At 72.8% G+C, this 22,508-nt stretch carries 24 protein-coding genes; 14 read left to right on the plus strand and 10 right to left on the minus strand.

The features are described from left to right. The first annotated feature begins 43 nt into the window (after positions 1-43). Complete coding sequence (locus ABC766_RS12675; RefSeq protein ID WP_345822380.1) at positions 44-1,294, plus strand: molybdopterin-binding protein; 1,251 nt, start codon at positions 44-46, stop codon at positions 1,292-1,294. Between the two features lie 66 nt (positions 1,295-1,360). Then, positions 1,361-2,233 carry a 4-(cytidine 5'-diphospho)-2-C-methyl-D-erythritol kinase gene (locus ABC766_RS12680; RefSeq protein WP_345822381.1) on the plus strand — a complete coding sequence of 291 codons (873 nt, stop codon included), beginning with the start codon at positions 1,361-1,363 and terminating at the stop codon, positions 2,231-2,233. A 19-nt stretch (positions 2,234-2,252) separates the two neighbouring features. Here ABC766_RS12680 and ABC766_RS12685 read toward each other — a convergent pair whose 3' ends face one another. Both ABC766_RS12685 and ABC766_RS12690 read right to left on the minus strand, forming a co-directional pair. Beyond that, positions 2,253-2,735, minus strand: a complete 483-nt coding sequence (locus ABC766_RS12685) for a hypothetical protein (RefSeq protein WP_179697699.1) — start codon at positions 2,733-2,735, stop codon at positions 2,253-2,255. Next, positions 2,732-4,549, minus strand: a complete 1,818-nt coding sequence (locus tag ABC766_RS12690) for a chloride channel protein (RefSeq protein WP_345822382.1) — start codon at positions 4,547-4,549, stop codon at positions 2,732-2,734. The genes ABC766_RS12685 and ABC766_RS12690 overlap by 4 nt, the downstream gene beginning before the upstream one ends. Positions 4,550-4,686: 137 nt before the next feature. Between ABC766_RS12690 and ABC766_RS12695 the strand changes: the two genes are divergently transcribed. After that, positions 4,687-5,115, plus strand: coding sequence for a MarR family winged helix-turn-helix transcriptional regulator (locus ABC766_RS12695; protein ID WP_043347176.1), 429 nt, complete (start codon positions 4,687-4,689; stop codon positions 5,113-5,115). Between the two features lie 181 nt (positions 5,116-5,296). On the opposite strand, the gene ABC766_RS12700 is transcribed toward ABC766_RS12695, so the two are convergent. Beyond that, entirely contained in the window at positions 5,297-6,316 is a 1,020-nt protein-coding gene (locus ABC766_RS12700; RefSeq protein ID WP_345822383.1) for a polyprenyl synthetase family protein, read from the minus strand. A gap of 168 nt (positions 6,317-6,484) precedes the next feature. On the opposite strand from ABC766_RS12700, the gene ABC766_RS12705 reads away from it, so the two are divergent. Together ABC766_RS12705 and ABC766_RS12710 are read left to right on the plus strand one after the other, a co-directional pair. Further along, positions 6,485-6,709, plus strand: a complete 225-nt coding sequence (locus tag ABC766_RS12705; protein ID WP_026604550.1) for a DUF2007 domain-containing protein — start codon at positions 6,485-6,487, stop codon at positions 6,707-6,709. Continuing rightward, positions 6,706-7,464, plus strand: coding sequence for a tRNA1(Val) (adenine(37)-N6)-methyltransferase (locus ABC766_RS12710; RefSeq protein ID WP_342144978.1), 759 nt, complete (start codon positions 6,706-6,708; stop codon positions 7,462-7,464). The genes ABC766_RS12705 and ABC766_RS12710 overlap by 4 nt, the downstream gene beginning before the upstream one ends. 9 nt (positions 7,465-7,473) lie before the next feature. Here the strand turns inward: ABC766_RS12710 and ABC766_RS12715 are convergent, their stop codons facing one another. Further along, entirely contained in the window at positions 7,474-7,785 is a 312-nt protein-coding gene (locus ABC766_RS12715; RefSeq protein WP_020090705.1) for a hypothetical protein, read from the minus strand. Positions 7,786-7,816: 31 nt separating this feature from the next. Beyond that, on the minus strand, positions 7,817-8,491 hold the full coding sequence (locus tag ABC766_RS12720; RefSeq protein ID WP_043382610.1) for a hypothetical protein: 675 nt from the start codon (positions 8,489-8,491) through the stop codon (positions 7,817-7,819). A 514-nt stretch (positions 8,492-9,005) separates the two neighbouring features. Here ABC766_RS12720 and ABC766_RS12725 point away from each other — a divergent pair. From ABC766_RS12725 to ABC766_RS12735, 3 genes are read left to right on the plus strand one after another with little or no spacing between them, the layout of a single operon-like run. Next, a complete protein-coding gene (locus tag ABC766_RS12725; protein ID WP_043382608.1) occupies positions 9,006-9,803 on the plus strand; it encodes a heme ABC transporter permease in 798 nt (265 codons plus the stop codon). A gap of 9 nt (positions 9,804-9,812) precedes the next feature. Further along, entirely contained in the window at positions 9,813-9,956 is a 144-nt protein-coding gene (gene ccmD / locus ABC766_RS12730) for a heme exporter protein CcmD (RefSeq protein WP_043347163.1), read from the plus strand. Continuing rightward, a complete protein-coding gene (locus ABC766_RS12735) occupies positions 9,953-10,567 on the plus strand; it encodes a DsbE family thiol:disulfide interchange protein (protein WP_043347162.1) in 615 nt (204 codons plus the stop codon). The genes ccmD and ABC766_RS12735 overlap by 4 nt, the downstream gene beginning before the upstream one ends. A 3-nt stretch (positions 10,568-10,570) precedes the next feature. On the opposite strand, the gene ABC766_RS12740 is transcribed toward ABC766_RS12735, so the two are convergent. Both ABC766_RS12740 and ftsY read right to left on the minus strand, forming a co-directional pair. Further along, positions 10,571-11,185, minus strand: coding sequence for a septation protein A (locus tag ABC766_RS12740; protein ID WP_075381323.1), 615 nt, complete (start codon positions 11,183-11,185; stop codon positions 10,571-10,573). Between the two features lie 130 nt (positions 11,186-11,315). Continuing rightward, positions 11,316-12,668, minus strand: coding sequence for a signal recognition particle-docking protein FtsY (ftsY, locus tag ABC766_RS12745; protein WP_345822385.1), 1,353 nt, complete (start codon positions 12,666-12,668; stop codon positions 11,316-11,318). A 57-nt stretch (positions 12,669-12,725) separates the two neighbouring features. Between ftsY and ABC766_RS12750 the strand changes: the two genes are divergently transcribed. Then, positions 12,726-13,400 (plus strand): RNA pseudouridine synthase, encoded by a 675-nt coding sequence (locus tag ABC766_RS12750; protein WP_345822386.1) that lies wholly within the window; start codon positions 12,726-12,728, stop codon positions 13,398-13,400. A gap of 303 nt (positions 13,401-13,703) precedes the next feature. Here ABC766_RS12750 and mtaB read toward each other — a convergent pair whose 3' ends face one another. Further along, positions 13,704-14,924, minus strand: coding sequence for a tRNA (N(6)-L-threonylcarbamoyladenosine(37)-C(2))-methylthiotransferase MtaB (gene mtaB, locus ABC766_RS12755; protein ID WP_345822387.1), 1,221 nt, complete (start codon positions 14,922-14,924; stop codon positions 13,704-13,706). Beyond that, positions 14,924-15,811, minus strand: a complete 888-nt coding sequence (dapF, locus tag ABC766_RS12760) for a diaminopimelate epimerase (protein ID WP_043382597.1) — start codon at positions 15,809-15,811, stop codon at positions 14,924-14,926. The genes mtaB and dapF overlap by 1 nt, the downstream gene beginning before the upstream one ends. Positions 15,812-16,005: 194 nt before the next feature. Here dapF and ABC766_RS12765 point away from each other — a divergent pair, with 194 nt between their 5' ends. The 5 genes from ABC766_RS12765 to tam all read left to right on the plus strand — a co-directional run bounded on the left by ABC766_RS12765 (position 16,006) and on the right by tam (position 20,461). After that, entirely contained in the window at positions 16,006-16,749 is a 744-nt protein-coding gene (locus ABC766_RS12765) for a GyrI-like domain-containing protein (RefSeq protein ID WP_078947350.1), read from the plus strand. A gap of 290 nt (positions 16,750-17,039) precedes the next feature. Then, positions 17,040-17,801, plus strand: a complete 762-nt coding sequence (locus tag ABC766_RS12770; RefSeq protein WP_083935967.1) for an endonuclease III domain-containing protein — start codon at positions 17,040-17,042, stop codon at positions 17,799-17,801. A gap of 93 nt (positions 17,802-17,894) precedes the next feature. Next, positions 17,895-18,959 (plus strand): tryptophan--tRNA ligase, encoded by a 1,065-nt coding sequence (trpS, locus tag ABC766_RS12775; RefSeq protein WP_043760278.1) that lies wholly within the window; start codon positions 17,895-17,897, stop codon positions 18,957-18,959. Then, positions 18,956-19,657: a haloacid dehalogenase type II gene (locus tag ABC766_RS12780; RefSeq protein WP_345822388.1), complete on the plus strand. Its 702-nt coding sequence runs from the start codon at positions 18,956-18,958 to the stop codon at positions 19,655-19,657. The genes trpS and ABC766_RS12780 overlap by 4 nt, the downstream gene beginning before the upstream one ends. A 21-nt stretch (positions 19,658-19,678) precedes the next feature. Then, positions 19,679-20,461 carry a trans-aconitate 2-methyltransferase gene (gene tam / locus ABC766_RS12785; protein WP_345822389.1) on the plus strand — a complete coding sequence of 261 codons (783 nt, stop codon included), beginning with the start codon at positions 19,679-19,681 and terminating at the stop codon, positions 20,459-20,461. A 23-nt stretch (positions 20,462-20,484) separates the two neighbouring features. On the opposite strand, the gene ABC766_RS12790 is transcribed toward tam, so the two are convergent. Next, complete coding sequence (locus ABC766_RS12790) at positions 20,485-22,437, minus strand: methyl-accepting chemotaxis protein (protein WP_345822390.1); 1,953 nt, start codon at positions 22,435-22,437, stop codon at positions 20,485-20,487. Positions 22,438-22,508 lie beyond the last annotated feature (71 nt).

Consider the following 22,508-nt stretch of genomic DNA (forward strand, 5'->3'; position numbering starts at 1 on the left):
CGCCTGTGCCGACCCGCCCGCCCCCGTCTGAGCCCGCAGCGCCATGGGCCGCCTGAGCCCCGACTGCTTCGACGCCGCACCCGCGCCGATGCGGGTCGCCGACGCGGTGGCGCTGATCCGGGCGCGGCTTCCGGTCCTGTCCGGAATCGAGACGGTTCCGCTCGCGGGTGCGGATGGCCGGGTCCTCGCGGAGGACCTGATCGCGCCGCTCGATCTGCCCCCCTTCGACAATGCCGCGGTGGACGGCTACGCCCTGCGGGCCGGCGATCTCGCGGTCGAGGGCGAAACGCGCCTGCCCATCGGCGGACGCGTGCCGGCGGGCCATCCGGCCGCCGATCCGGATCCGGGCGCGGTGGTTCGGATCTTCACCGGGGCGCCGATGCCTCCGGGGACCGACACCGTCGCCATGCAGGAGGACGTGCGGATCGAGGGCGGCACCGTTGTCCTGCCCGAGGGCCTGCTGCCGGGCTCCAACCGGCGGCGGGCCGGCGAGGACGTCGCCCGCGGCAGCATCGTGATCCGCGCCGGGACCCGCCTCGGGCCGCAGCACATCGCGCTCGCCGCCGCCTGCGGCATGCCCGCGCTGCCCCTGCGGAAGCCCCTGACGGTCGCGTTGTTCTCCACCGGTGACGAGCTGACGCCGCCCGGCCAGCCGCTGTCGCCGGCCGGCATTTTCGACGCCAACCGGCCGATGCTCGCCGCGCTCCTGAAACGGCTCGGCGCCGACCCGGTCGATCTCGGCATCCTGCGCGACGAGCCGGGGCCTCTGCGGGCGCGCATCGCGGGCGCCGCCGCGTCCCACGACCTGATCCTGACATCGGGGGGCGTGTCCGTCGGCGAGGAGGATCACGTCCGCGCCGCGGTCGAGGCTTCGGGCGCGCTGACCTTCTGGCGGCTGGCGATCAAGCCCGGTCGCCCGGTGGCACTCGGAACCGTGGCCGGCACGCCCTTCATCGGCCTGCCGGGCAATCCGGCCGCTGCCTACGTGACCGCCCTTGCGGTGCTGCGTCCCCTGGTCCTGCATCTCTCCGGGGCACACGACACGGCGCCCAAGATGGCGGTCCGCAGCGGCTTCGCCCGCGAGAAGCGTCCCGGGCGGCGCGAATATCTGCGCGTCTGCCTGCGCGCCGGCCCGGACGGTCTGCCTGAGGCCGTGCCGGCGCCCGGCGGAGCTCTGTCGGGCCTTGCGGGAAGCGACGGGCTGGTCGAACTCGCCGAGGATCTGACCGCGATCCGCGTGGGCGACGCCCTGCCCTATCGGCCGCACGGGGCGTTCGGCGGAGACACCCGCTGAGCTGTTGTTCTGGTCCACGAGGCTGTAGAGCCTCGGGACAAACCGCCACGACCCGACCGAGACCCCGTGACCCTTCTCGCCGATCGCGCCCCCGCCAAGGTCAACCTGACGCTCCACGTCCTCGGCCGCCGCGTCGGCGACGGCTACCACGTGCTTGAGAGCCTCGTCGCCTTCGCGGGGACTGCCGACCGCCTGACGCTGGATCCCGCTGCCCCGCTGGGCCTGACCGTCAGCGGGCCCACCGCCGGCCCGGCCGGTCCCACGGACGACAACCTCGTCCTCCGGGCCGCCCGGGGGCTCGCCGCGCGGGTGCCGGGGCTGCGCGTGGGCGCCTTCCATCTGGTGAAGCGCCTGCCGGTCGCGGCGGGGATCGGCGGCGGCTCCTCCGACGCCGCCGCGGCGCTGCGGCTGCTGGCACGCCTCAACGGGCTGTCCCTCGACCACGAGGCCGTCGGCGCGGTGGCGCGCGAGACCGGCGCCGACGTGCCGGTCTGCCTCGTCCCGCGGGCCCGGATGATGCGCGGTGCCGGCGAGGAGATCGGCCCGGCCCTCGGGCTCGCGCCGCTGCCCGCGGTGCTGATCAATCCCGGCGTTCCGGTGCCCACCGCACCGGTCTTCAAGGCGCTGGGCCTCGCCGCCGGCCAGGAGCTCCCGGGCGCGCCGCATCCGACGATCCCGCAAGACATGGCGACCGGCGCGCTGCTGGAAGCCCTGGCCGGGGCCCGCAACGATCTGGAAGCACCGGCCCTGACCGTGGCGCCGGTGATCGGCGACGCGCTCAAGGCCCTCCGCGGCCAGGACTGCCGCCTCGCGCGGATGTCGGGCTCGGGCGCGACCGTGTTCGCGCTGTTCGCCGACCGGCGCGCGGCCGTGCGGGCCGCCGCAGCCCTGCGCACCGCCCACCCTGTATGGTGGGTCGCACCGACCTTCCTGCGCTGAGCCAACCCGCAGCAGGCGTTCAGGCCGGCTCCGCCGCGTAGACCGTCACGACCCCGTTCCCCTCCGGCACCATCACGCGCCAGCGGCTTGCCCGCGGCAGGTCGCCGGGATCCATCGCGCTGACCCGGCCGCTCCCGACATCGAAGGCGGCCAGCCGGCCATCCCTGTCGCAGCCGCACAGATACGCGCGGCCGTCACCGAGATGGAGCGCAGCCGGAGCGAGGGCGGCGTGGCCGAAGGCGATGTCCGCGAGGGCACCGCTGGGCGCCAGGAAAGCGCCCTGCAGCGCCAACACGTCGGTGTCGGGGGCGATCTCAGAGACGATCCGCAGGTGGCCGTCGGCCTCGTGACGCCGGTTCAGCAGCAGGGCCTCCCGCCGTCCGTCACGCAGGACGACGAGGGCGAGATCAGGCCCGTCCGGGCCGGCGATCAGGTAGCAGCTGCCCGGCCCGAGCTGGTCGAGGCGGGTGGTCCGGCCGGGAAGGCGCGGCTCCATGGTCATGCCTCCATCCGTGCGCGCCGCTCACCCCGCTCCTTCCGGTAGAACGCGCGGCGCTCGGCTTCGGCCCGCACCACGGTGGCGCGCACCTGAAGCAGATCCTTGCGGGTCAGGAGCCCGACGAGGCTGCCGGTCTGCGGATCGGTGACCGGCAGGCGGCCCTGCCCGGCCGACAGCATCACGTCGAGGGCGTGCGAGACCACGTCGCCCGGATGGACGACGGCCAGATCGGCGTCGGAGACGCGCTCGCCGAGGGTGCCCGCCTCCGTCTCACCCTCGCGCTCTTCGAGGGTCCAGCGCAGGGCGTCGTTGCGGGAGACGAGGCCCACCGGCCGGCCCGCGCCGTCGACCACCGGGTAGGCGTGGTGGACGCCGGTCTCGATGGCGGCGAGGGCCTCGGCCAGGGGCAGGTCCGCGTCCAGGGTCTCGACGGTGCGGGTCATCACCGCCTGGACCCGGGCCAGATCGTAGGGATCGATCCCGTATTCCCGAGTGACGTGCTGCCCGCGCCGGGCGATCTTCTCGGTCAGGATCGAGCGCTTGAGGAGGAGCACGGTCACCGCGTAGGCCGCCATGGTTGCGGCGAGCAGGGGCGCCAGGGCGGCGACGTCGCCGGTTATCTCGACGGCGAAGACGACGCCGGTGAGGGGCGCCGGCAGCGTGCCGCCGAGCATCGCCGCCATGCCGAGCAGCGACCAGAAGCCGTGGGCGCCGGGCAGGAGCAGGCCGATCAGCCAGCCGACGGCGCCGCCAAGGATCAGCAGCGGCGCGAGCACGCCTCCGGACGTGCCCGACGACAGGGCGGCGAGCCAGATCACCGCCTTCACCACCACGATCAGCACCACGGCGCTCGCCAGCATGTGGCCGGAGAGCAGGTCGTGGATCACGTCGTAGCCGACGCCGAGCGCCCGGGGCTCCGCGAGGCCGCCCAGGCCGACCACGACGGCGCCGAGGGCGGGCCACCACATCCAGTGGAGGGGAAGCCGCCCGAACGCGTCCTCCAGCGCGTAGAGCGCCCGGGTCAGCGCGCCGGAGATCAGGCCGCAGGCGACGCCGAGCAGCGCGCAGGCGGGAAGCCCCCACCAGGCCAGGGCCGGATTGTCGGCGAAGGGAAACAGCGGGCCGGCGCCGAACAGGGCCGGCCGCCAGCAGGCCGCCGTGACCGCCCCGACGGTCACCGGGACGAGGCTCCGCGGCCGCCACTCGAACAGCAGGACTTCGACGGCGAGCAGCACGGCCGCCACGGGCGTCCCGAAGATGGCGGTCATGCCCGCCGCCGCGCCCGCCACCAGCAGGGTCTTCCGCTCGGCGGCGCTGAGATGGAAGAACTGGGCGAAGAGCGAGCCGACCGCGCCGCCCGTCACGATGATCGGCCCCTCGGCGCCGAACGGGCCGCCGGTGCCGATCGCCACCGCCGAGGAGAGCGGCTTGAGCACGGCCACCTTGGGCGACATCCGGCTCCCGCCGATCAGGATCGCCTCCATCGCCTCCGGGATCCCGTGGCCGCGGATCTTCTCCGAGCCGTAGCGCGCCATGGCGCCGACGATCAGCGCCCCGATCACCGGGATCGCCACCATCCAGGGCCCCGGCGTCGCGCCGGCCAGGGAGGTCAGAGCGGTATCGAAGCGGCCATACCACGCGAGATTGGTCACAAGGCCGATGAGCGTGAGCAGGATCCAGGCGGTGCCGCTCGCGGCCGTGCCGGTGACGACAGCCATGCCGGCCAGCGTCAGGACCCGCCGATCAGCGCTGAAATCCCGCAGCGCACGGCGCAACGGCCTGGCACCCCCGCGCTCCCCTTCCGTCCCGCCGATCATCCAGGCCTCCTTTCCTCACGACCGCATTTATGTCGTGATCCGATATAATTCACAACGGCACGGTCGTGGCGAGGCTGCACAAGCCTGTCGATCCGGGGCATCGTCGGCGGATCACAGGCCCCATCACGGAGGCGATCATGGACACCGACGCGTCCGGGACGGAGGCGCTGTCGCGGGAGCAATATGCGGCGCTCGCGGATTTCCGGTTCCGGCTCCGCCGCTTCCTGGCGTTCAGCGAGGCCGCGGCGGCCCGGGCGGGGCTGCCGCCGCAGCAGCATCAGGCCCTGCTGACCCTGGCAGGCCATGTCGGACGCGCGCCCGCCACGGTCGGCCTTCTGGCCGAGCAGCTGCTGATCGCCCCGCACAGCGCGGCCGAACTGGTGTCCCGCATGGTGGAGGCCGGTCTGCTGACCAAGACACGCGCCGTGGAGGACCGGCGGCGGAGCGCGTTGTCGCTCACCCCCCGTGCCGAGGGCCTCCTGCAAAGCTTGACGGCCGCGCATCTGGACGAGTTGCGCAACCTCGCCCCCGCCCTCACCGACGCCCTCGGACCCGCGACGCGCTGACGCGACCGGCGGCCGATGGGTCGTTCAATCGCAGGGGACCGGCATCACCGACCCGCCTGCGGGGACGGAGCGCGAGGGATACCTTCGCGGCGGGCCGCGGTCCGGTCAGCCCGGGGCGACGCGCTGCCGATCCGATGGTGGGGCGGTCTGGCTGTCGATGCGGGAGCCGCGAGGCCCCGCCTCAGCGCGCCCGCGCCACGCAGAACTCGACGGCCCCGAGGAGCGCCGCCTTGACCGGCCCGTCGGGGAAGATGTCGAGGGCGGCCCGGGCCTCTGCGCCGTATTGGTGGGCGCGGGCGACGGTCTCCTCCAGGGCGCCGTGGCGCTGCAGGAGGTCGAGGGCCGTTTCCAGATCGTCGGCGCCGATCTCGCCCTGCTGCAGGGTGCGGCGCCAGAAGCCGCGCTCGCCCTCGCTGGCGCGGCGGTAGGCGAGCACGATCGGCAGGGTGATCTTGCCCTCGCGGAAATCGTCGCCGACGTTCTTGCCGAGCTCCGCCGAGGTGCCGCCGTAATCGAGCACGTCGTCGATCAGCTGGAAGGCGATGCCGAGATTCATCCCGTAGGACCGGGCGGCCGCCTGCTCGGCCTCGGGCCGTCCGGCGAGCACCGGGCCGACCTCGCAGGCGGCGGCGAACAGCTCGGCGGTCTTGCCGCGGATCACCGCGAGGTAGGCGGCCTCGTCGGTCTCCAGGTTCTTGGCGTTGGTGAGCTGCATCACCTCGCCCTCGGCGATCACCGTGGCGGCGGCCGAGAGGATGTCGAGCGCCCGCAGGGAGCCGACCTCCACCATCATCCGGAAGGCCTGGCCGAGCAGGAAGTCGCCGACCAGCACGGAGGCCTCGTTGCCCCACTTGATCCGGGCGGCGACGCGGCCGCGGCGCATGTCGCTCTCGTCGACCACGTCGTCGTGGAGGAGCGTCGCGGTGTGCATGAACTCGACGCTGGCGGCGAGCTTCACGTCGCCGTCGGTCGCGCCCGCGTAGCCGCAGAGCTGGGCGCAGGCGAGCGTCAGGATCGGGCGCAGGCGCTTGCCGCCGGAGGCGATCAGGTGGTTGGCGACCTCGGGGATCATCGCCACGTCCGATCCCGTCCGCGACAGGATCGTGGTGTTGACCCGCGCCATGCCGTCGGCCACCAGCGCGACGAGGTCGTTGAGCCCCGCCTCCGCCTCGGGCTTCGGATTCTCGATGGAGAGGGCCATACCCAAGATCCGTGACCTCCAGACCGGTCGCCCCTCAGGGGGCGGGCGATCCCTTCGCACGCGCCCCGCGGCGCCGCAACATCGTCGCCGTCCGGATATGGGGTGCCGCCAGCGCGGGGCTCACGCGACGAAACCGCCGATCCGAGCCCGCTTCGGAGCGAACACGCGATGATCGAGCTGATCCGGGCCAACGATGTCGTGCTGATCGGGTTCGCCCGATCGGTCCTCGAGGCGGCCGAGATCCCGGTCCTCGTCGCCGACAGCCACATGAGCCTGATGGAGGGATCGATCGGGGTCTTCGGCCAGCGCCTTCTCGTCCCGCGCGACCACGAGGCCCAGGCCCGCCGCCTGCTCACGGATGCCGGCATCGCCCACGAGCTGCGCCAACCGTGACAGAAGAGGCCGACACCGGCGCCGATTCCTTCCTCGGCGGCCTCCTGCGCCTGCACCAGCCGCCGCGGGGGGCGCATCGCGCCGGGACCGACGCGGTGCTGCTCGCCCGGCTGCTCGCGCCGCAGGCCGGGGAGCGGATCTGCGATGTCGGCGCCGGGACCGGTGCCGTCGGTCTCGCCTGCGCGGCCCTGGCGCCGGGCCTCCGGCCGACGCTGGTCGAGCGCGACCCGGTGCTCGCCGGGCAGGCCCGCGCCAACGCGGCCCTCAACGGCATCGACGCGCAGGTTCTGGTGGCCGACGTCCTGGCATCCGCGGCGGAACGCCGCGCCGCCGGCCTGGTGCCGGACAGTTTCGACGTCGTGCTCACCAACCCGCCGTTCTTCGCACCCGGCAGCCACCGTGCCTCGCCGCATCCGGGCCGCGCCGCCGCCCACACCTTCGCGGGCGGGGATCTCGAGACCTGGATCCGGACCTGCACGGCGATCCTGCGGCCCGGCGGCCGCCTCGGCCTGATCCACCGGGCGGACGCCCTTCCCGCCTGCCTCGACGCCCTGAAGGGCCGCTACGGCGGGCTGGCGATCCGCCCGGTCCATCCCCGCGGCGACGCGCCCGCGATCCGTGTGCTGATCGCCGCGATCCGCGGCAGCCGCGCCGCCGCGAGCCTGCGCCCGCCCCTCGTGCTGCACGATTCCGACGGCACCTTCACGGCCGAGGCCGAGGCGCTCCATCGCGGCGCACCCTGGCCATCGCTCTGAGCCGTCAGCTTACGCCGCCAGCGCGGCGGGCTCGGCATCACGGATGCCGAGGAACCGCTCGACCTCCGGAAGATCCGGGAAGGCGAGGAATTCCGGACGCAGCGGCTCGGGCAGGCCCTCGAAGTTGAGGCCCGGGAACGTGTCGGGATGCGGGTAGAGCTGCCAGGCTGCGCCGGGCTCGACCGGGGGGAACAGGATGGCGACCTTCTCGGCGCCGAGGCGCACGATCCGCGTCGGGCTGTAGGACAGCGTCTCGATGCTCCAGCCGTGGTGGGAATCCCGGCGGGCCTTCATGGTGCGGCGGCTCGTCGCGCGATGCATGGCGGTCTCCTTCGGTGGGGTGGAAGCGGGATCAGGCGGCGCTGCGGCGTCCGGCGCGCTTCGGCCAGCCGAGCGCCACGAGGCGGGCCTTGGCGTAGTCGCGCACCTCGTCGCGGGTGCCGGGCGGCATCGTCGCCAAGACGGCCTGGGTGGCGCCGTCCAGCATCAGGTCGGTGACCGCGTTGATCGTCGCGGCCTCGTCGATGCGGCGCTTGAGGTCGCCCTCGGCCTCGGTGACCTCGTCGAAGGCGGGCGCCTCCTCGAAATCCTCGTCGACGGCGCGGACCGGGATCTGGTGGGCGCGGAACTCGTCGGCCTCCTCCTCCGAGTAGACGAGACCGTGCAGCTCGATGAGCTTGAGGATGACGCGGTCCTTCCCGCGCTTCTCGGCCATGGCGTAGACGTAGGCCGCCTGCTTGCCGGAGACGCGGTAGTTCACGTTGACCAGCGCCTCGCCCATCGACCACTCGACCCGCTCGGTCCCGGGCTTCGCGCCGGGCAGGCGGCCGGTGACCAGGATCACGGCCTCGTCGCGTTCGGCCCGGATGACGGTCGGCGGCTCGAACACGATGCCGGCCTGGGCGGCGATGCGCTCCAGGGTCTTGTGGTAGATGACGGCGGTGCCCTGAACGCGCCAGACGTTGCCCCCGAAGGGCTCGCCGTAGCGGACGAGGATGTCGGCGATCTGCTTGTCGGCGGTTCGCATGAGGCGCTCGTTCCGTCAGGAGGGAGGCGGGTCGTCCACAGCTTTTCTCGGGGACGCTCTTTCGTTCTCTTTTTGTTCACGTCTATATGCGCAATCTGCCCGCGATGCGCAAGGCTCGGACGCGAAAACCTGCGGTTGCGGACCTGCGTCATCGTCCCCGCGCGCCGGTGGCGCCGGGGGCATGGCCCGGGACGCCTCGAACAGAACAGGCGCGGTCAAGAAGCTCGAGATAGCGATACTTTCCAGACCGGCGAACGCTGGGAGGCTTAAACGCGTGTGGGCGTAGCGCGCGCCCTCTCCCGCACGGGATAGGGGGCGCGTCGCGGATGTCCCAAGAAGACGGTTGGGTGTCGACGCGATCGTCCAGGAGCGCGTCGGCTCCGACGCCCCGTCACCGTTGGCACCGCCTGCGACCACATTCCGGCGACCCCGCCGCCTGCGCCGCCGACCCGCATTGTTGCTGCACCGCACCCTAGGCTAGACCGCTTCCACGATGTCCGAGACAGCTGCCGCGATGACGCCTTCCCTCTGGACCCGCCTGTCGAACCCCAGCCATTTCATGCGCTGGTCGGGCGCGCTGGTGCCGTGGCTCACGGCCCTGTCGCTCGCCGTCCTGGCCCTGGGGCTGTACCAGACCTTCTTCGTGGTGCCGCCCGACTACCAGCAGGGCGAGACCGTGCGGATCATGTACATCCACGTCCCGGCGGCGTGGCTCGGCGTGTTCTTCTACGGGGCCATGAGCGTGTCGGCGATCGGCACCCTGGTCTGGCGCCACCCGCTGGCCGATGTCGCCCAGCGGGCGGCGGCGCCGATCGGGGCGGCCTTCACGCTGATCTGCCTCGTGACCGGCTCCCTGTGGGGCAAGCCCATGTGGGGCACTTACTGGGTCTGGGACGCCCGCCTGACCTCCATGCTCATTCTGCTGCTGATCTATTGCGGCATCATCGCCCTGTGGCGCACGCTGGAGGATCCGAACCGTGCCGCGCGCGCGGTGGCGATCCTGACCCTGGTCGGGGCCGTGAACCTGCCGATCATCAAGTTCTCGGTGAACTGGTGGTCGACCCTCCACCAGCCGGCCTCGATCCTGCGCATGGGCGGCTCGACCATCGATCCCTCGATGCTCTACCCGCTGCTGGTCATGATCGGCGCCGCGACCCTGGGGGGGACCACCCTGCATCTCTACACGATGCGCACCGAGATCATGCGTCGCCGGGTGCGGACGTTGACGATCCGCGAGGCCGAGCGCCTCGACCGCGCCCAGCCGCACATCACTCCGACGCCGGCCGCGATGCCGGTCGGCCAACCGGTCTAGGGGGCCGCAATGGATCTCGGGTCTCACGGCGGCTTCATCCTGCTCGCCTACGCCTTCACCGCCTTCGTGATGGTCGCCCTGGTCGGCAACGCCCTGCGCGATCGCCGGACGCAGCTGCGTGCCCTGAAGGGCTTCGGCGAGGATCGGCGATGACCGCGCCCCTCGACGAGGCGACCGGGCGGCCGCCGCCGGTCCGCCGCTCGCTGCTGCTGATCGTGCCGGCCCTCGCCTTCGCGGCGCTCGCCGCCGTGCTGTTCCTGCGCCTGCGCTCCGGCGCCGATCCGGCGGCCCTGCCCTCCGCGATGATCGGCAAGCCGGTGCCGCAGTTCGATCTGCCCGCCGTGCCGGGGCTGACCGCCGGGGGCGCGCCCGTGCCCGGCCTGTCGAGCGCGGATCTGAAGGGCCAGATCACGGTGCTCAACGTCTTCGCCTCCTGGTGCGCGCCCTGCCAGGTGGAGCACCCGATGCTGATGCGCCTGGCGAAGGAGCCCGGCATCCGGCTCGTGGGCATCGACTACAAGGAGCCGACCCCCGAGGCTGGCCAGCGCTTCCTGGCCCGGCACGGGGTCCCGTTCAGCGCGGTGGGGGCCGATGCCGGCGGGCGGGCGGCGATCGATTTCGGCGTCTACGGCGTGCCCGAAACCTTCATCATCGGGCCGGACGGCATCATCCGCGACAAGCTCGTCGGCATCCTCACGCCTGAGAATTTCGCGAGCGTGCTCACGCGAATCCGCGCCGCCGGCAAGGTCGCGGCGGCGCAGTAGACCCTAGATTTCGGGCTGCGGGGTCTTGCGCTCGTAGCGAGTCAGCAGCGGCGTCTGCGCCAGGGCGAACAGCACGGTGATCGGCATGATGCCGAACACCTTGAAGTTCACCCAGAAATCCTCCGTCTGCGTCCGCCACACCAGCTCGTTGAGCGCCGCCAGCACGAAGAAGAACACGCCCCAGCGGAAGGTGAGCTTGCGCCAGCCCTCCTCGGTGAGGCTGAACATCGAATCGAGCACCACCGAGAGCAGCGAGCGCCCGAACAGGAGGCCGCCGAGCAGCACCGTCCCGAACAGGGCGTTCACGATGGTCGGCTTGACCATGATGAAGGTCTTGTCCTGCAGCGCCAGGGTCAGGCCGCCGAACACCACCACCACCACGCCGGACACGAGCGGCATGATCGGCAGGCGGCGCACCATGACGTAGTGGATCGCCAGCGCCAACACGGTCGCCGCGATGAACACGCCCGTGGCCACGAACAGCTTCTGGTCCGGGGCGACGCCGAACTTCTCGGAATACGCGTTGCCGAGGAAGAACAGCACCAGCGGGCCGAGTTCCAGCGCCAGCTTCACGAGCGGCGGCAGGTGGCGGTGCGGGGGGACGGATTCGATCTGCATACGCTCGGTCGGCTCGGCTGCGGCGCTCACGGTGGGCCGGGAGCGTCGAACGGGATTTGCGGGGTGTGTGGTACGCCGAGCGCGCGATGTCCATGACATCGCGCACCAAAGATCGGCGGGCGCCCGCGTCCTAATCCTTCTCCAGCCCGGCGATCGCCCGGGCGAAGTCGCGGGCCGCGAAGGGCTCCAGGTCCTCGACGCCCTCGCCGACGCCGATGAAGTGGACCGGCAGGCCGAACTTCGCCGCCAGCGCCACCAGGATGCCGCCCCGGGCGGTGCCGTCGAGCTTGGTCATCACCAGGCCCGAGACCGGCGCGGCCTGCGAGAACAGCTCCACCTGGCTGAGGGCGTTCTGGCCCACCGTGGCGTCGAGGACGAGGATCGTGGCGTGGGGCGCCTCCGGATCCTGCTTGCGCAGCACGCGGACGATCTTCTCAAGCTCCGCCATCAGGCCGGTCTTGTTCTGGAGCCGGCCGGCGGTGTCGATCAGCAGCACGTCGGTCCCGGCGGCCGAGGCCTGCTTGAGGGCGTCGAAGGCGAGGCCCGCGGCATCTGCCCCCTGCGCGCCGCTCACCACCGGCGTGCCGGTGCGCGCGCCCCAGACCTTGAGCTGGTCGATCGCCGCCGCCCGGAACGTGTCGCCCGCCGCCAGCATCACGGTGCGCCCCTCCGCCCGGAGCTTTGAGGCGAGCTTGCCGAGGGTCGTGGTCTTGCCGGCGCCGTTCACGCCGACAGTGAGGATCACGAAGGGCTTCCGGCTCGCGTCGATGGCGAGCGGCACCGCCACGGGCTCCAGCGCCCGCTCGACCTCCGCGGCGAGGATCGCCCGCACCTCGTCCGGCGAGATGCCCTTCTCGTAGCGGCCCTTGCCGACGGCCTCCGAGACCCGCATCGCGGTCTCGAGGCCGAAATCGGCCTGGATCAGCGCGTCCTCTAGGTCCTCCAGGGTGGTGGCGTCGAGCTTGCGCTTGGTGAACAGGCCGGTCACGCGCTCGGAGAGCGCCGACGAGGTCCGCTTCATCCCCGAGGTGAGCCGGCTCCACCAGCCCTTGGCCTCCGGCTCGCGGTCCGGCCCGGCACTCGCGTCGTGGGCCAGGGCAGCGGCGCTGTCGACCGGCTGGATGTCGGGCATCGGCGCGACCACCGGCTCCCGGTTCACGTCACCGGTATCGACCGGGTCGGCCCCGTGCGCGGGGTCGTCGCCGGCGGTGCCGGCCGGCGGACGCTCGGGCTCGCCCGCGACGGGCAGCAGATCGGCGCCCTCGACCACGTCCGGGACCGGCTCCCCGGTCTCCTCGGGCGGCAGCGGAACATGCGCGACGTCCTCCGCGGCGGTGGCGAAGTCCGGCTCACCCTCGGAGGGCGAGGCCGCCTCCGCGGGCAGCTCGGCCTCGGGCTTGTCTTCCGGCTTGTCCTCGGGCGCGGGCTGGCCTTTGCGCCCGAACAGGCGTCCGAACCAGCCGGGCTTCTCCTCGCTCGCCATGAAATCGCGTCCTCGCCCCACCTTGCCCCGCCGACACCGACCCTCTAGCCGATCCGGATGTCCAACGCCTTCGACATAGGCGCGCGCCTCCTCTACCGCGATGCCCTGCTGCTCGTCATCGACAAGCCGGCGGGTTTGCCGGTCCATCCGGGTCCCCGCGGCGGCGAGACGCTCACCGATCACCTCGACGCCCTGCGGTTCGGCCTGCCGCGCCGCCCGGAGGCCGCGCACCGGCTCGACCGCGACACCTCCGGCTGCCTCGCGCTCGGCCGCCACGCCAAGGCGCTGGCGCGGCTCGGCAAGCTGTTCTCCGGCAGCGGCGTCGACAAGACCTACTGGGCGATCGTGGAGGGCGGCCCCGCCGAGGAGGCCGGCCGCATCGACCTGCCGCTGGCCCGCCGCTCGGACGATCCGCGCTCCTGGTGGATGAAGGCCGACCCGGCGGGCGACCCGTCGCTGACGCACTGGCGGGTGCTCGGCCGCGCCGGGGGGCGGACATGGCTGGAGCTGAAGCCGGTGACCGGCCGCACCCACCAGCTCCGGGTCCATTGCGCCGCCTCCGGCTGGCCGATCCTGGGCGACGCGATCTACGGCGGGGCGCCCCGCGGCAGCGCGCTGCACCTGCACGCGCGGACCCTGTCGATCCCGCTCTATCCGAAGCGCGACGCCATCACGGTGACGGCCCCGCCGCCGCCGCACATCGCCGAGGCCGTCGCTGCGATGGCGGCGTGAGCCGCGGCGCCATCCGGCACGGGGCGACGGCGCCTGCCTCCAGCCGCGGACAGGCGACGAGGTTCGCACACGTCCGGTGGCGAATACCGGCAGCGACGGAGCGCGACGTGCCCCCTCTCCCGTGCGGGAGAGGGTCGGGGTGAGGGGCGAGAAGCGTCAGGATTGATCACGCGGTCGACGTGCGGGTCCGTCGAGCTCTCTGCGGATGCCGCACGTCCCTCACCCTGTCCCTCTCCCGCACGGGAGAGGGGATCCGCGTCACGGTCGGCCACGCAGGCCCTGTCACGACGGGGTCGGGTGGCGCTAGGCCCCGATAAGCCGCGCGCCGTCGTGACGCGCGACGGCGACGTCGTGGAACGTCCCCGCCTCGGCCGCGCCCGGCAGCCGCACGGCGGTGAAATCCGCGCTCCGCCCGGTGCCGCCGCGCTCCGCCAGCACGGTCAGCCGCCGCCCGACCTGTGCGTCGAGGTGCCGCCGCAGGGCGTCGGCACCGGCTGCGCGCAGCCGCGCCGCCCGCGCGCGGATCGCGTCCGCCGCCACCGGCGGCATCCGCGCGGCGGGTGTCCCGGGGCGCGGGGAATACGGGAAGACGTGCAGGTGCGTCAGGCCGCACTCCGCCACGAGGTCGAGGGAGCGGGCGAACTGCGCCTCCGTCTCGGTCGGAAAACCCGCGATCAGATCGGCGCCGAACACCATGTCGGGCCGCAGCCGCCGCACGGTCTCGCAGAAGCGGATCGCGTCGGCGCGCAGGTGCCGGCGCTTCATGCGCTTGAGGATCAGGTCGTCGCCGGCCTGCAGCGACAGGTGCAGGTGCGGCATCAGCCGCTCCTCCTCGGCGATCGCCGCGAGCAGGGCGTCGTCGGCCTCCACGGAATCGATGGAGGAGAGGCGCAGGCGCGGGAGGTCGGGCACCGCCCGGAGGATCGACCGCACCAGACCGCCGAGGGACGGCCCGGCGAGATCCCGTCCATAGGCGGTGAGGTCGACGCCGGTCAGCACCACTTCCCGCCCGCCCCGGGCCACGAGGGTCTCGACCTGCGCGACCACATCGGGCACCGGCACCGAGCGGGAGACGCCGCGTCCGAACGGGATCACGCAGAAGGTGCAGCGGTGGTCGCAGCCGTTCTGCACGGGCACGAAGGCGCGGGTGTGCCCGGCCATGGCCTCGATCCGCGTCGGCTCGGCCATCCGCGCCGCCATGACGGCCCCCGGTCCGGTCGCGGCCGCCGACCAGCCCTCCGGCCGCAGCTTCTCGGCGTTGCCGACGAGGCGCGCGACCTCCGGCATGGCCGCGTAGGCCTCCGTCTCCACCTCGGCGCCGCAGCCGGTGACGACGATCTCGGCGCCGGGCCGTTCGCGGGCGATGCGCCGGATCGCCTTGCGGGCCTGCCGCCCGGCCTCGGCGGTGACCGCGCAGGTGTTGACCACCACCCGGTCGCGGCCGTCCGCGGCCGCATGGGCCCGCAGAGCCTCGGACTCGACGGTGTTGAGGCGGCAGCCGAAGGTGAGGGTCTCGACCGCCATCAGGCCGCGCTGTCGAACAGCTCCGGCGCCAGGGTCCCCTCGGCGACGAGCGCGACCGGACCGGTCATCAGGACATGGTCGTCGGCGCGCCACTCGATGAACAACTCGCCGCCGGGCAGCGCGACCTGGGCCTGCCGGCCGATCATCTTGAGGCGCGAGGCGGCCACCACGGTGGCGCAGGCGGCGGTGCCGCAGGCGAGCGTCAGCCCGGCGCCGCGCTCCCAGACGCGGAGCTTGATCGTCTCGCGGCCCGTCACCTGAGCCACGGAGATGTTGGCGCGCTCCGGGAACAGCGGGTGGTTCTCCAGCATCGGACCGATCCGCGCGAGGTCGAAGGAATCCGGATCCTGCTCCACGAAGAACACCGCGTGCGGGTTGCCCATGTTCACCGCGCCCGGCGAGTGCAGGATCGGATCGTCGATCGGGCCGATCTGCAACTCGATCCGGCGCGTGTCCGGGAAGGGCTCCGACAGGGGAATCTCGTCCCAGGCGAGACGCGGCCGGCCCATATCGACCGTGAAGGCCCGCTCCGAGACGCGGCGCACGCCGAGCACGCCCGCTTCGGTCTCCAGGGTGAGCCGCCCGCCCTCGGCCGGCCGGGCCATGGCCGGATCGTCGAGCATCGCGTAGGCGACGCAGCGCGTGCCGTTTCCGCAGGCGCCCGATTCCGAACCGTCGGTGTTGTAGATCCGCAGGAACGCGTCCGTGCCCGGGCTCACGGGATCGTGTAGCACCATCAGCTGATCGAAGGCCGAGCCGGGATCCTGCGCGATCGCCCGCGCCTCCTCGGGCCGCACCGTCACGGTGGAGCCGCGCAGGTCCAGCACCACGATCGCGTTGCCGGCGCCGTGCATCTTCAGGAAGCGTCTGTGGGCGAGTGCGCTCATGCAGTCCCGCAGGTCGAGGAGGGGCCGGCTATATCGCAAAAGCGACCGCCCGGCGCGAGGGGTGCAGCAGCGTGGCAGATGCGCCGCACCCGCGGCTCTCGTCCGCGGTGCCCTCGCGGGCCGTCACGTTCGCCACTAGGTTACGCGGCGGGAGCCTGCGCGATCATCCGCGGGCCTCGACCGGAGCGCCCCACGTGATCCGCCTTCGTCCGCTCGTCGCCCTCTCGGCCGCCCTCGTGCTCGCGTCCGGCGGCCCGATCGCCGCGCAGCAGCAGCCTGCGCCGCCGCCCTCCACGGCACCCGCGCCGGCCCAGACGAACCCGCTGCCGACGACGACGGCGCCGAACCCGGTGGCCGATCCGGACAAGAGCGCGGCCCCGGCCCCCCAGCAATCGGTGGCGCCCCCGCCCGCGGGCCAGTCCGCGGTGGGAACGCCCGCGCGTCCGACGCTCATCGAGAAGGCCGGCGAGCCCGGCGACGTCGACGAGGTCACCCTGCCGTCGAAGCCCGCCGCGATCCTGTCGGGCAAGACCAAATGGGAGGAGGCCGTGCCGAACCTGAAGCAGGCCTTCGCGCGGATCGAGGCCGACCTCGCCAAGCTGGGCGTCGCACCGGCCGGCCGGCCGCTGGCGGTCTTCACCCGGACCGACGATGACGGCTTCGAGTTCGAGGCGATGATCCCGGTGGCGTCCGCACCGAACCCGGCGCCGGCGGAGACCGACGGGCTGCGCTTCGGCACGACGCCCTCCGGCAAGGCGTTGCGCTTCGCCCACAAGGGTTCCTACGAGTCGATCGACAGCACCTACGAGACCCTGACCGCCTATCTCGATGCCAAGGACATCGTGGTGCAGGACCGGTTCGTCGAGGAATACGCCACCGACCTTAAGGACGGTACCGACGACAACCTCGACGTGAACATCTACGCGCTGGTGAAGTAGGCGACCGCCATCCGGCGCGGGCTCGCGGCGTCACACTTGACCGCCACGACCGCTTCGGGATCGAGCGCGGGTCCCCTCTCCCGTGCGGGAGAGGGACAGGGTGAGGGGACAGGTCCTTCCGGAGAGGGCGCATCCCTCACCCCAACCCTCTCCCGCACGGGAGAGGGGGCAGGTCGCGCGTCGCCGCCAGCCGCGCTCTCCGATACGTGTGTGCGAACCCGAGAGGCGGACAGATCGCCGCTGCCCCGCCCCGGCAGGAACAGGGGCATCGGCTCGCGGATTCGCCCGACATGCCCGCCACCGATCTCAGAACCGGGACCGTCCCGCCTCCGCGCCGCAAGGCGGCCCCCAACGCCATGGATCCCGCCCTCGCCGAGAAGGCGCTGGCGATCCACGCGCGCCTCTGCCCGGTCTACGGCTGCCCGATCCCGTACTTCCACAGCCTGGATCCGGTCAGCGAACTCGTCTCCTCGCTCCTGTCGCACCGGACGCGCAACGCCGAATCCGGCCGGGCCTTCAAGGCCCTGCGGGCACGCTTCCCGGACTGGGAGGCGGTGATCGACGCGGACGTGCCGGAGATCGAGGCCGCCATCGCGGGGGTGACATGGCCGGAGCTGAAGGCGCCGCGCATCCGCGACGTGATCCGGGCCCTGCGCGACCGGTGCGGAACCCTCGACCTCGCCTTCCTGGCCGACATGGAGGTCGAGGCGGCGCGGGCGTGGCTGCAGGCCATCCCCGGGATCGGGCCGAAGACCAGTGCCGCGGTCCTGTCGTTCTCCACCCTGCGGATGCCGGCGCTGCCGGTGGACAGCCACCATCACCGGGTCGCCCAGCGCCTCGGGCTGATCGGCCCGCGGGTCGATGTCGGCCCGGCGCACGCGATCCTGCGGGGGCAGTTGCCCGCCGCGTGGAGCGCGCAGGATCTCTACGACAATCACGAGATCCTGATGCTGCACGGCCAGCAGGTCTGCCACCATCACCGGCCCGCCTGCGGGCGCTGCGTCCTGACCGACCTCTGCCCCAGCGCGAAGCGCCCCGTGCGGGAGCCGTGAGCGCGTCCTTGACCATTCCGGCCTACGGGTGCGAGTAACCCCGCGCCCGGACGGCGCGGAGCCCCGGTCTATCTTTGCTCAGGATCGGCGCCGATGGCCGCGTTCACCGAATTGGTCTTCTCGGGCGTCCAGCCCACCGGCAACCTGCATCTCGGCAACTATCTCGGAGCGGTGAAGCGCTTCGTGGAGATGCAGGACCGCGACGCGCAGTGCCTGTACTGCGTGGTCGACCTGCACGCGATCACCGTCTGGCAGGATCCGGAGGCCCTGCGCGGCCAGATCCGCGAGGTCACGGCCGCCTTCCTCGCCGCCGGCATCGATCCGAAGCGCTCGATCGTGTTCAACCAGAGCCAGGTGCCCCAGCACGCCGAGCTCGCCTGGGTGTTCAACTGCGTCGCCCGCCTCGGCTGGCTGAACCGCATGACCCAGTTCAAGGAGAAGGCCGGCAAGGACCGGGAGAACGCCTCGATCGGCCTGTACGACTACCCGGTGCTGATGGCCGCCGACATCCTGGCCTACCGGGCGACCCACGTGCCCGTGGGCGAGGACCAGAAGCAGCATCTGGAGCTGACACGCGACATCGCGCAGAAGTTCAACACCGACTTCGCAGGCTCGATCGCGGCGCACGGCCACGGCGACGCGTTCTTCCCGATCACGGAACCGCTGATCGGCGGTCCGGCCGCCCGGGTCATGTCGTTGCGCGACGGCACCAAGAAGATGTCGAAGTCGGACCCGTCCGACAACGCCCGGATCAATCTCACGGACGATGCGGACGCCATCGCCCAGAAGATCCGCCGGGCGAAGACCGATCCGGAGCCCCTCCCCTCCGAGGTGGCGGGCCTGAAGGAGCGGCCCGAGGCCGACAACCTCGTGGGGATCTACGCGGCGCTGGCCGGCATCAGCCGCGAGGACGTGCTGCGCGACTTCGGCGGGGCGCAGTTCTCGACCTTCAAGCCGGCGCTCGCCGACCTCGCCGTGACGAGCCTCGCGCCGATCGCCGGGGAGATGCGGCGGCTCACCGCCGATCCCGGCCATATCGACGCCGTGCTGGCCGACGGCTCCGCCCGGGCGGAGACGATCGCGGCGCAGACCCTCGACGCGGTCAAGGACATCGTCGGCTTCGTGCGGCGGGGCCCCAGCCTCCAGGCGGTGCGGTGACAATCCGGGCGCTGGTCTTCGACGTCTTCGGGACGCTCGTCGACTGGCGCTCCGGCGTCGCCCGCGAGGCGGCGCGGCTGCTGGCGCCCGTCGCGCCGAGCCTCGATGCCGGCGCCTTCGCGGATGAGTGGCGGGCCCGCTACGACCCGTCGATGGAGACGGTGCGCTCCGGCGCCCGGCCCTATGTCGACCTCGACACGCTCCAGGCCGAGTCCCTGCCCGACGTGCTGGCGCAGTTCGGCATCGCGGGCGTGCCCGAGACCGTGCAGCGGGAGCTGGTCCAGGCGTGGCACCGGCTCGACGCCTGGCCCGAGGTGCCGGACGCGCTGCGGCGGCTGCGCGAGAAGCACCTCCTGGCGCCGAACTCCAACGGGCCTGTCCGGTTGATGGCCGACCTCGCCCGCCGCAACGGGCTGATCTTCGACGCGGTGCTCGGCGCCGGCTATTCCCGCGACTACAAGCCGAAGCCGGCGCTCTACCGCGATGCGGTGGCGGCGTTCGGGTTCGCGCCGGCGGAAACGATGATGGTCGCGGCGCACTCGAACGACCTCGCGGCGGCGGCGCGCCACGGTCTGTCCACCGCCCACATCGCCCGCCCGCACGAGCACGGCCCGGCCGGCGGCGAGACCGCGCCGACGGTGCCGGTCACCCACGCGGCGCGGGACCTGGCGGACCTCGCCGACCAGCTCGGCTGCTGAGGCGTCGCACGGAAGGTTGAGATGGCCGATTGGAACCCCGCCCTCTACACCCGCTTCGAGGACGAGCGGACGCGGCCGGCGGCCGAGCTCCTCGCCCGCGTGCCCCTCGACGCGCCACGGCTCGCCTGCGATCTCGGCTGCGGGCCCGGCAATTCCACCGCGCTGATCGCGGCGCGATTTCCCGATGCTGAGGTGCTCGGCCTCGACAGTTCCCCGGCGATGCTGGAGAGCGCCCGTGCCCGCCTGCCCGACCTCACCTTCGCGCAGGCCGATGCCGCGACCTGGGTCCCGGAGCGCGCCCCGGACCTGATCTTCGCCAACGCCGTCCTGCAATGGCTGCCGGACCACGCGACCCTGCTGCCGCGGCTGTTCGGCCTCCTCGCCCCGGGCGGGGTGCTCGCCGTGCAGATGCCCGACAATCTCGCCGAGCCCACCCACCGGCTGATGCGCGAAGTCGCGGCGGCCGGACCCTGGGCGGCAACGATCGGCGACCCGGCCGTGGCCGGCCGCCTCGGCCGCATGCTGGAGCCCGCAGCCTACTACGACCTGCTGGCGCCCCTGGCCGCCGCGGTCGATGTCTGGCGCACCGCCTATCACCACCGGATGGCGGATGCCGCCGCCATCGTGGACTGGGTGAGCGCCACGGGGCTCCGGCCCTTCCTCGACCCGCTGGAGCCCGGGGAGAAGGCCGGCTTCCTGGCGGCCTATACCCGCGCGATCGACGCCGCCTACCCGCCGCGCAGCGACGGGCAGCGCCTGCTCGCCTTCCCGCGGGTGTTCATCGTCGCCCGAAAAGCCCCGTAGCGCGCAGGCCGGCCCGGTGGTCCTCAGGCCGCGCGCACCGTTCCGAGGAAGCGGCTGACCTCCGCCCGGAGGTGCTCGGATTGCTGCGACAGGTTCGCGGACGAGTCCAGCACCTGGCCCGCGGCCGAGCCGGTCATGTCGGCGGCTTCGGCCACGCGGGCGATGTTCGTCGTCACCTCGCCCGTGCCGGCGGCGGCCTGGGTCACGTTGCGGACGATCTCCTGGGTCGCCGTACCCTGCTGCTCGACCGCGGCCGCGATCGTCGTGGCCACGCCGCTGATCTCGTCGACGCGCGTCGTGATGCTGCCGATCGCCGAGGCCGCCTGCGCGGTCGAGGCCTGCACGCGGGCGATCTGGCCCGCGATCTCCTCGGTCGCCCGCGCGGTCTGTTCGGCCAGCGCCTTCACCTCGGCGGCCACGACCGCGAAGCCCCGTCCGGCCTCGCCGGCACGGGCCGCCTCGATGGTGGCGTTGAGGGCCAGCAGGTTGGTCTGGCCCGCGATGCCGCTGATCAGCGCCACCACGTCCCCGATCTTCATCACGGCCGCACTCAGGTCCTCGACCAGACGCACCGTCCGCCCGGCCTCGTCCGCCGCGGCCCGCGCGAGCTGCGCGGAGCCCTGGACCTGACGCCCGATCTCCTGCACGGAGCTGCCGAGCTCCTCGGCCGCCGAGGCCGCGGCCCGGACGTTGGCGGCCGCCTCTTCGGCCCCGGCCGCGACGGTCGTCGACTGGCCGGCGGTCTCCGACGCCGTGGCGGCCAGCGCCCGGGCCGTGGCCTGCAGCTCGGTGGCCGCGTTCGTGACCGTCTCGACGATGCCGCCGACCGCCTGCTCGAACGTGTTCGCCAGATCCGCCGTCACCCGCTTGCGGTCCCGGTCGGCGGCGGCCTGGGCAGAAGCCCGCGCCTGCGTGTCGGCCTCCGCCTGCGCCCGGAGGCCGTCGCGCAGCTTCAGGACGGCCCGCCCGACCAGCCCGACCTCGTCGCGGCGCCGAGCCTCGGGCACGTCCGCCCCGTAATCGCCCGCGGCCATGTCGCCGATGGTCCTGCCGAGGGCGCGGACCGGCTTTCCGACGAGGCGGTGCAGCGCGCCGAAGACGACCGCGCAGCCGATCAGCACGCAGAGGACCGAGATGCCGATGAGCCTGGCGCGCGCCTGATCGGCGGCGGCCGTGAGCGTCGCCACCGGCACCGCGACCACGATGGCCCAGCGGTCGGTCGTCTCGCCCGCCTGGATATGCTGCGCCATGTACCGCCACGGCGCCCCATCCGGACCCGGCGCATCGGTCACCACCACGGCGCCTGCCGCGATCGCCTGCCTGGCCGCGTCGGCTGCCGACGCGTCGAAGCCCTGCATCGGCTTCCCGGCCGCCGCGCCGGTCGGATGCGCGACGGTCGTTCCGCTCGCCGAGACCACGGCCAGGTAGCCGGTCCCGAACGGCTTCACCGCGCCGAAGGCGGCATTCAGGGATCCGAGGTCGATGTCGACACCGGCGGTGCCGCGATACGTGCCGTCCACGCTGATCGGCGCGCCGAAGGACATCATGACGACGTCCTTCCCGGCCACCTTGTAGATGTAGGGTTCGATGGCCACCAAGCGGTTCAGCTTCTTCGGCTGAAGGTAATAGGCGCCGTCCGGCTCGGCCTCGTAGCCGGTGAGAACCTCCCGCTTGATCGTGCCGCTGCCGCGATTCCAGTAGGGCATGAAGCGGCCGCTCGCGTCCGAGGAGGCCGTGCCGGCGAACGTGCGGTCGCGCCCGTCCAGGGCATCCGGCTCCCAGCCCGTCCAGGTCGCGATCAGGCTGGGGTTGGCGCGCAGAAGCTCGCGCAGCATCGCATCGTAGACCTCACGGTCCTGAATGCCGCGGGCGCGCAGGGCCGAGGCGGAGACCGCGATGCTCTCGGCGGTCTTCGCCGCGACCGCGAGGCGAAACCGGAGCTCGCGCGCCTCGTTCGACAGAGTCTCCGACTGCATCTTGGCCGCCTGCTCCTCGAAGGAAGCGTTGATTCGACGGGCAAGAAAAGTCATCCCTCCCGCGAAACCGC

The organism is Methylobacterium fujisawaense (assembly GCF_039619325.1).
GTDB lineage: Bacteria > Pseudomonadota > Alphaproteobacteria > Rhizobiales > Beijerinckiaceae > Methylobacterium > Methylobacterium fujisawaense.

Coding starts and splice junctions, on each gene's coding strand:
- ABC766_RS12675 (WP_345822380.1), top strand. CDS start 44: ATGGGCCGCCTGAGCCCCGACTGCTTCGACGCCGCACCCGCGCCGATG.
- ABC766_RS12685 (WP_179697699.1), bottom strand. CDS start 2,735: ATGACCATGGAGCCGCGCCTTCCCGGCCGGACCACCCGCCTCGACCAG.
- ABC766_RS12690 (WP_345822382.1), bottom strand. CDS start 4,549: ATGATCGGCGGGACGGAAGGGGAGCGCGGGGGTGCCAGGCCGTTGCGC.
- ABC766_RS12695 (WP_043347176.1), top strand. CDS start 4,687: ATGGACACCGACGCGTCCGGGACGGAGGCGCTGTCGCGGGAGCAATAT.
- ABC766_RS12700 (WP_345822383.1), bottom strand. CDS start 6,316: ATGGCCCTCTCCATCGAGAATCCGAAGCCCGAGGCGGAGGCGGGGCTC.
- ABC766_RS12705 (WP_026604550.1), top strand. CDS start 6,485: ATGATCGAGCTGATCCGGGCCAACGATGTCGTGCTGATCGGGTTCGCC.
- ABC766_RS12715 (WP_020090705.1), bottom strand. CDS start 7,785: ATGCATCGCGCGACGAGCCGCCGCACCATGAAGGCCCGCCGGGATTCC.
- ABC766_RS12720 (WP_043382610.1), bottom strand. CDS start 8,491: ATGCGAACCGCCGACAAGCAGATCGCCGACATCCTCGTCCGCTACGGC.
- ABC766_RS12725 (WP_043382608.1), top strand. CDS start 9,006: ATGACGCCTTCCCTCTGGACCCGCCTGTCGAACCCCAGCCATTTCATG.
- ccmD (WP_043347163.1), top strand. CDS start 9,813: ATGGATCTCGGGTCTCACGGCGGCTTCATCCTGCTCGCCTACGCCTTC.
- ABC766_RS12735 (WP_043347162.1), top strand. CDS start 9,953: ATGACCGCGCCCCTCGACGAGGCGACCGGGCGGCCGCCGCCGGTCCGC.
- ABC766_RS12740 (WP_075381323.1), bottom strand. CDS start 11,185: ATGCAGATCGAATCCGTCCCCCCGCACCGCCACCTGCCGCCGCTCGTG.
- ftsY (WP_345822385.1), bottom strand. CDS start 12,668: ATGGCGAGCGAGGAGAAGCCCGGCTGGTTCGGACGCCTGTTCGGGCGC.
- ABC766_RS12750 (WP_345822386.1), top strand. CDS start 12,726: ATGTCCAACGCCTTCGACATAGGCGCGCGCCTCCTCTACCGCGATGCC.
- mtaB (WP_345822387.1), bottom strand. CDS start 14,924: ATGGCGGTCGAGACCCTCACCTTCGGCTGCCGCCTCAACACCGTCGAG.
- dapF (WP_043382597.1), bottom strand. CDS start 15,811: ATGAGCGCACTCGCCCACAGACGCTTCCTGAAGATGCACGGCGCCGGC.
- ABC766_RS12770 (WP_083935967.1), top strand. CDS start 17,040: ATGCCCGCCACCGATCTCAGAACCGGGACCGTCCCGCCTCCGCGCCGC.
- trpS (WP_043760278.1), top strand. CDS start 17,895: ATGGCCGCGTTCACCGAATTGGTCTTCTCGGGCGTCCAGCCCACCGGC.
- tam (WP_345822389.1), top strand. CDS start 19,679: ATGGCCGATTGGAACCCCGCCCTCTACACCCGCTTCGAGGACGAGCGG.
- ABC766_RS12790 (WP_345822390.1), bottom strand. CDS start 22,437: ATGCAGTCGGAGACTCTGTCGAACGAGGCGCGCGAGCTCCGGTTTCGC.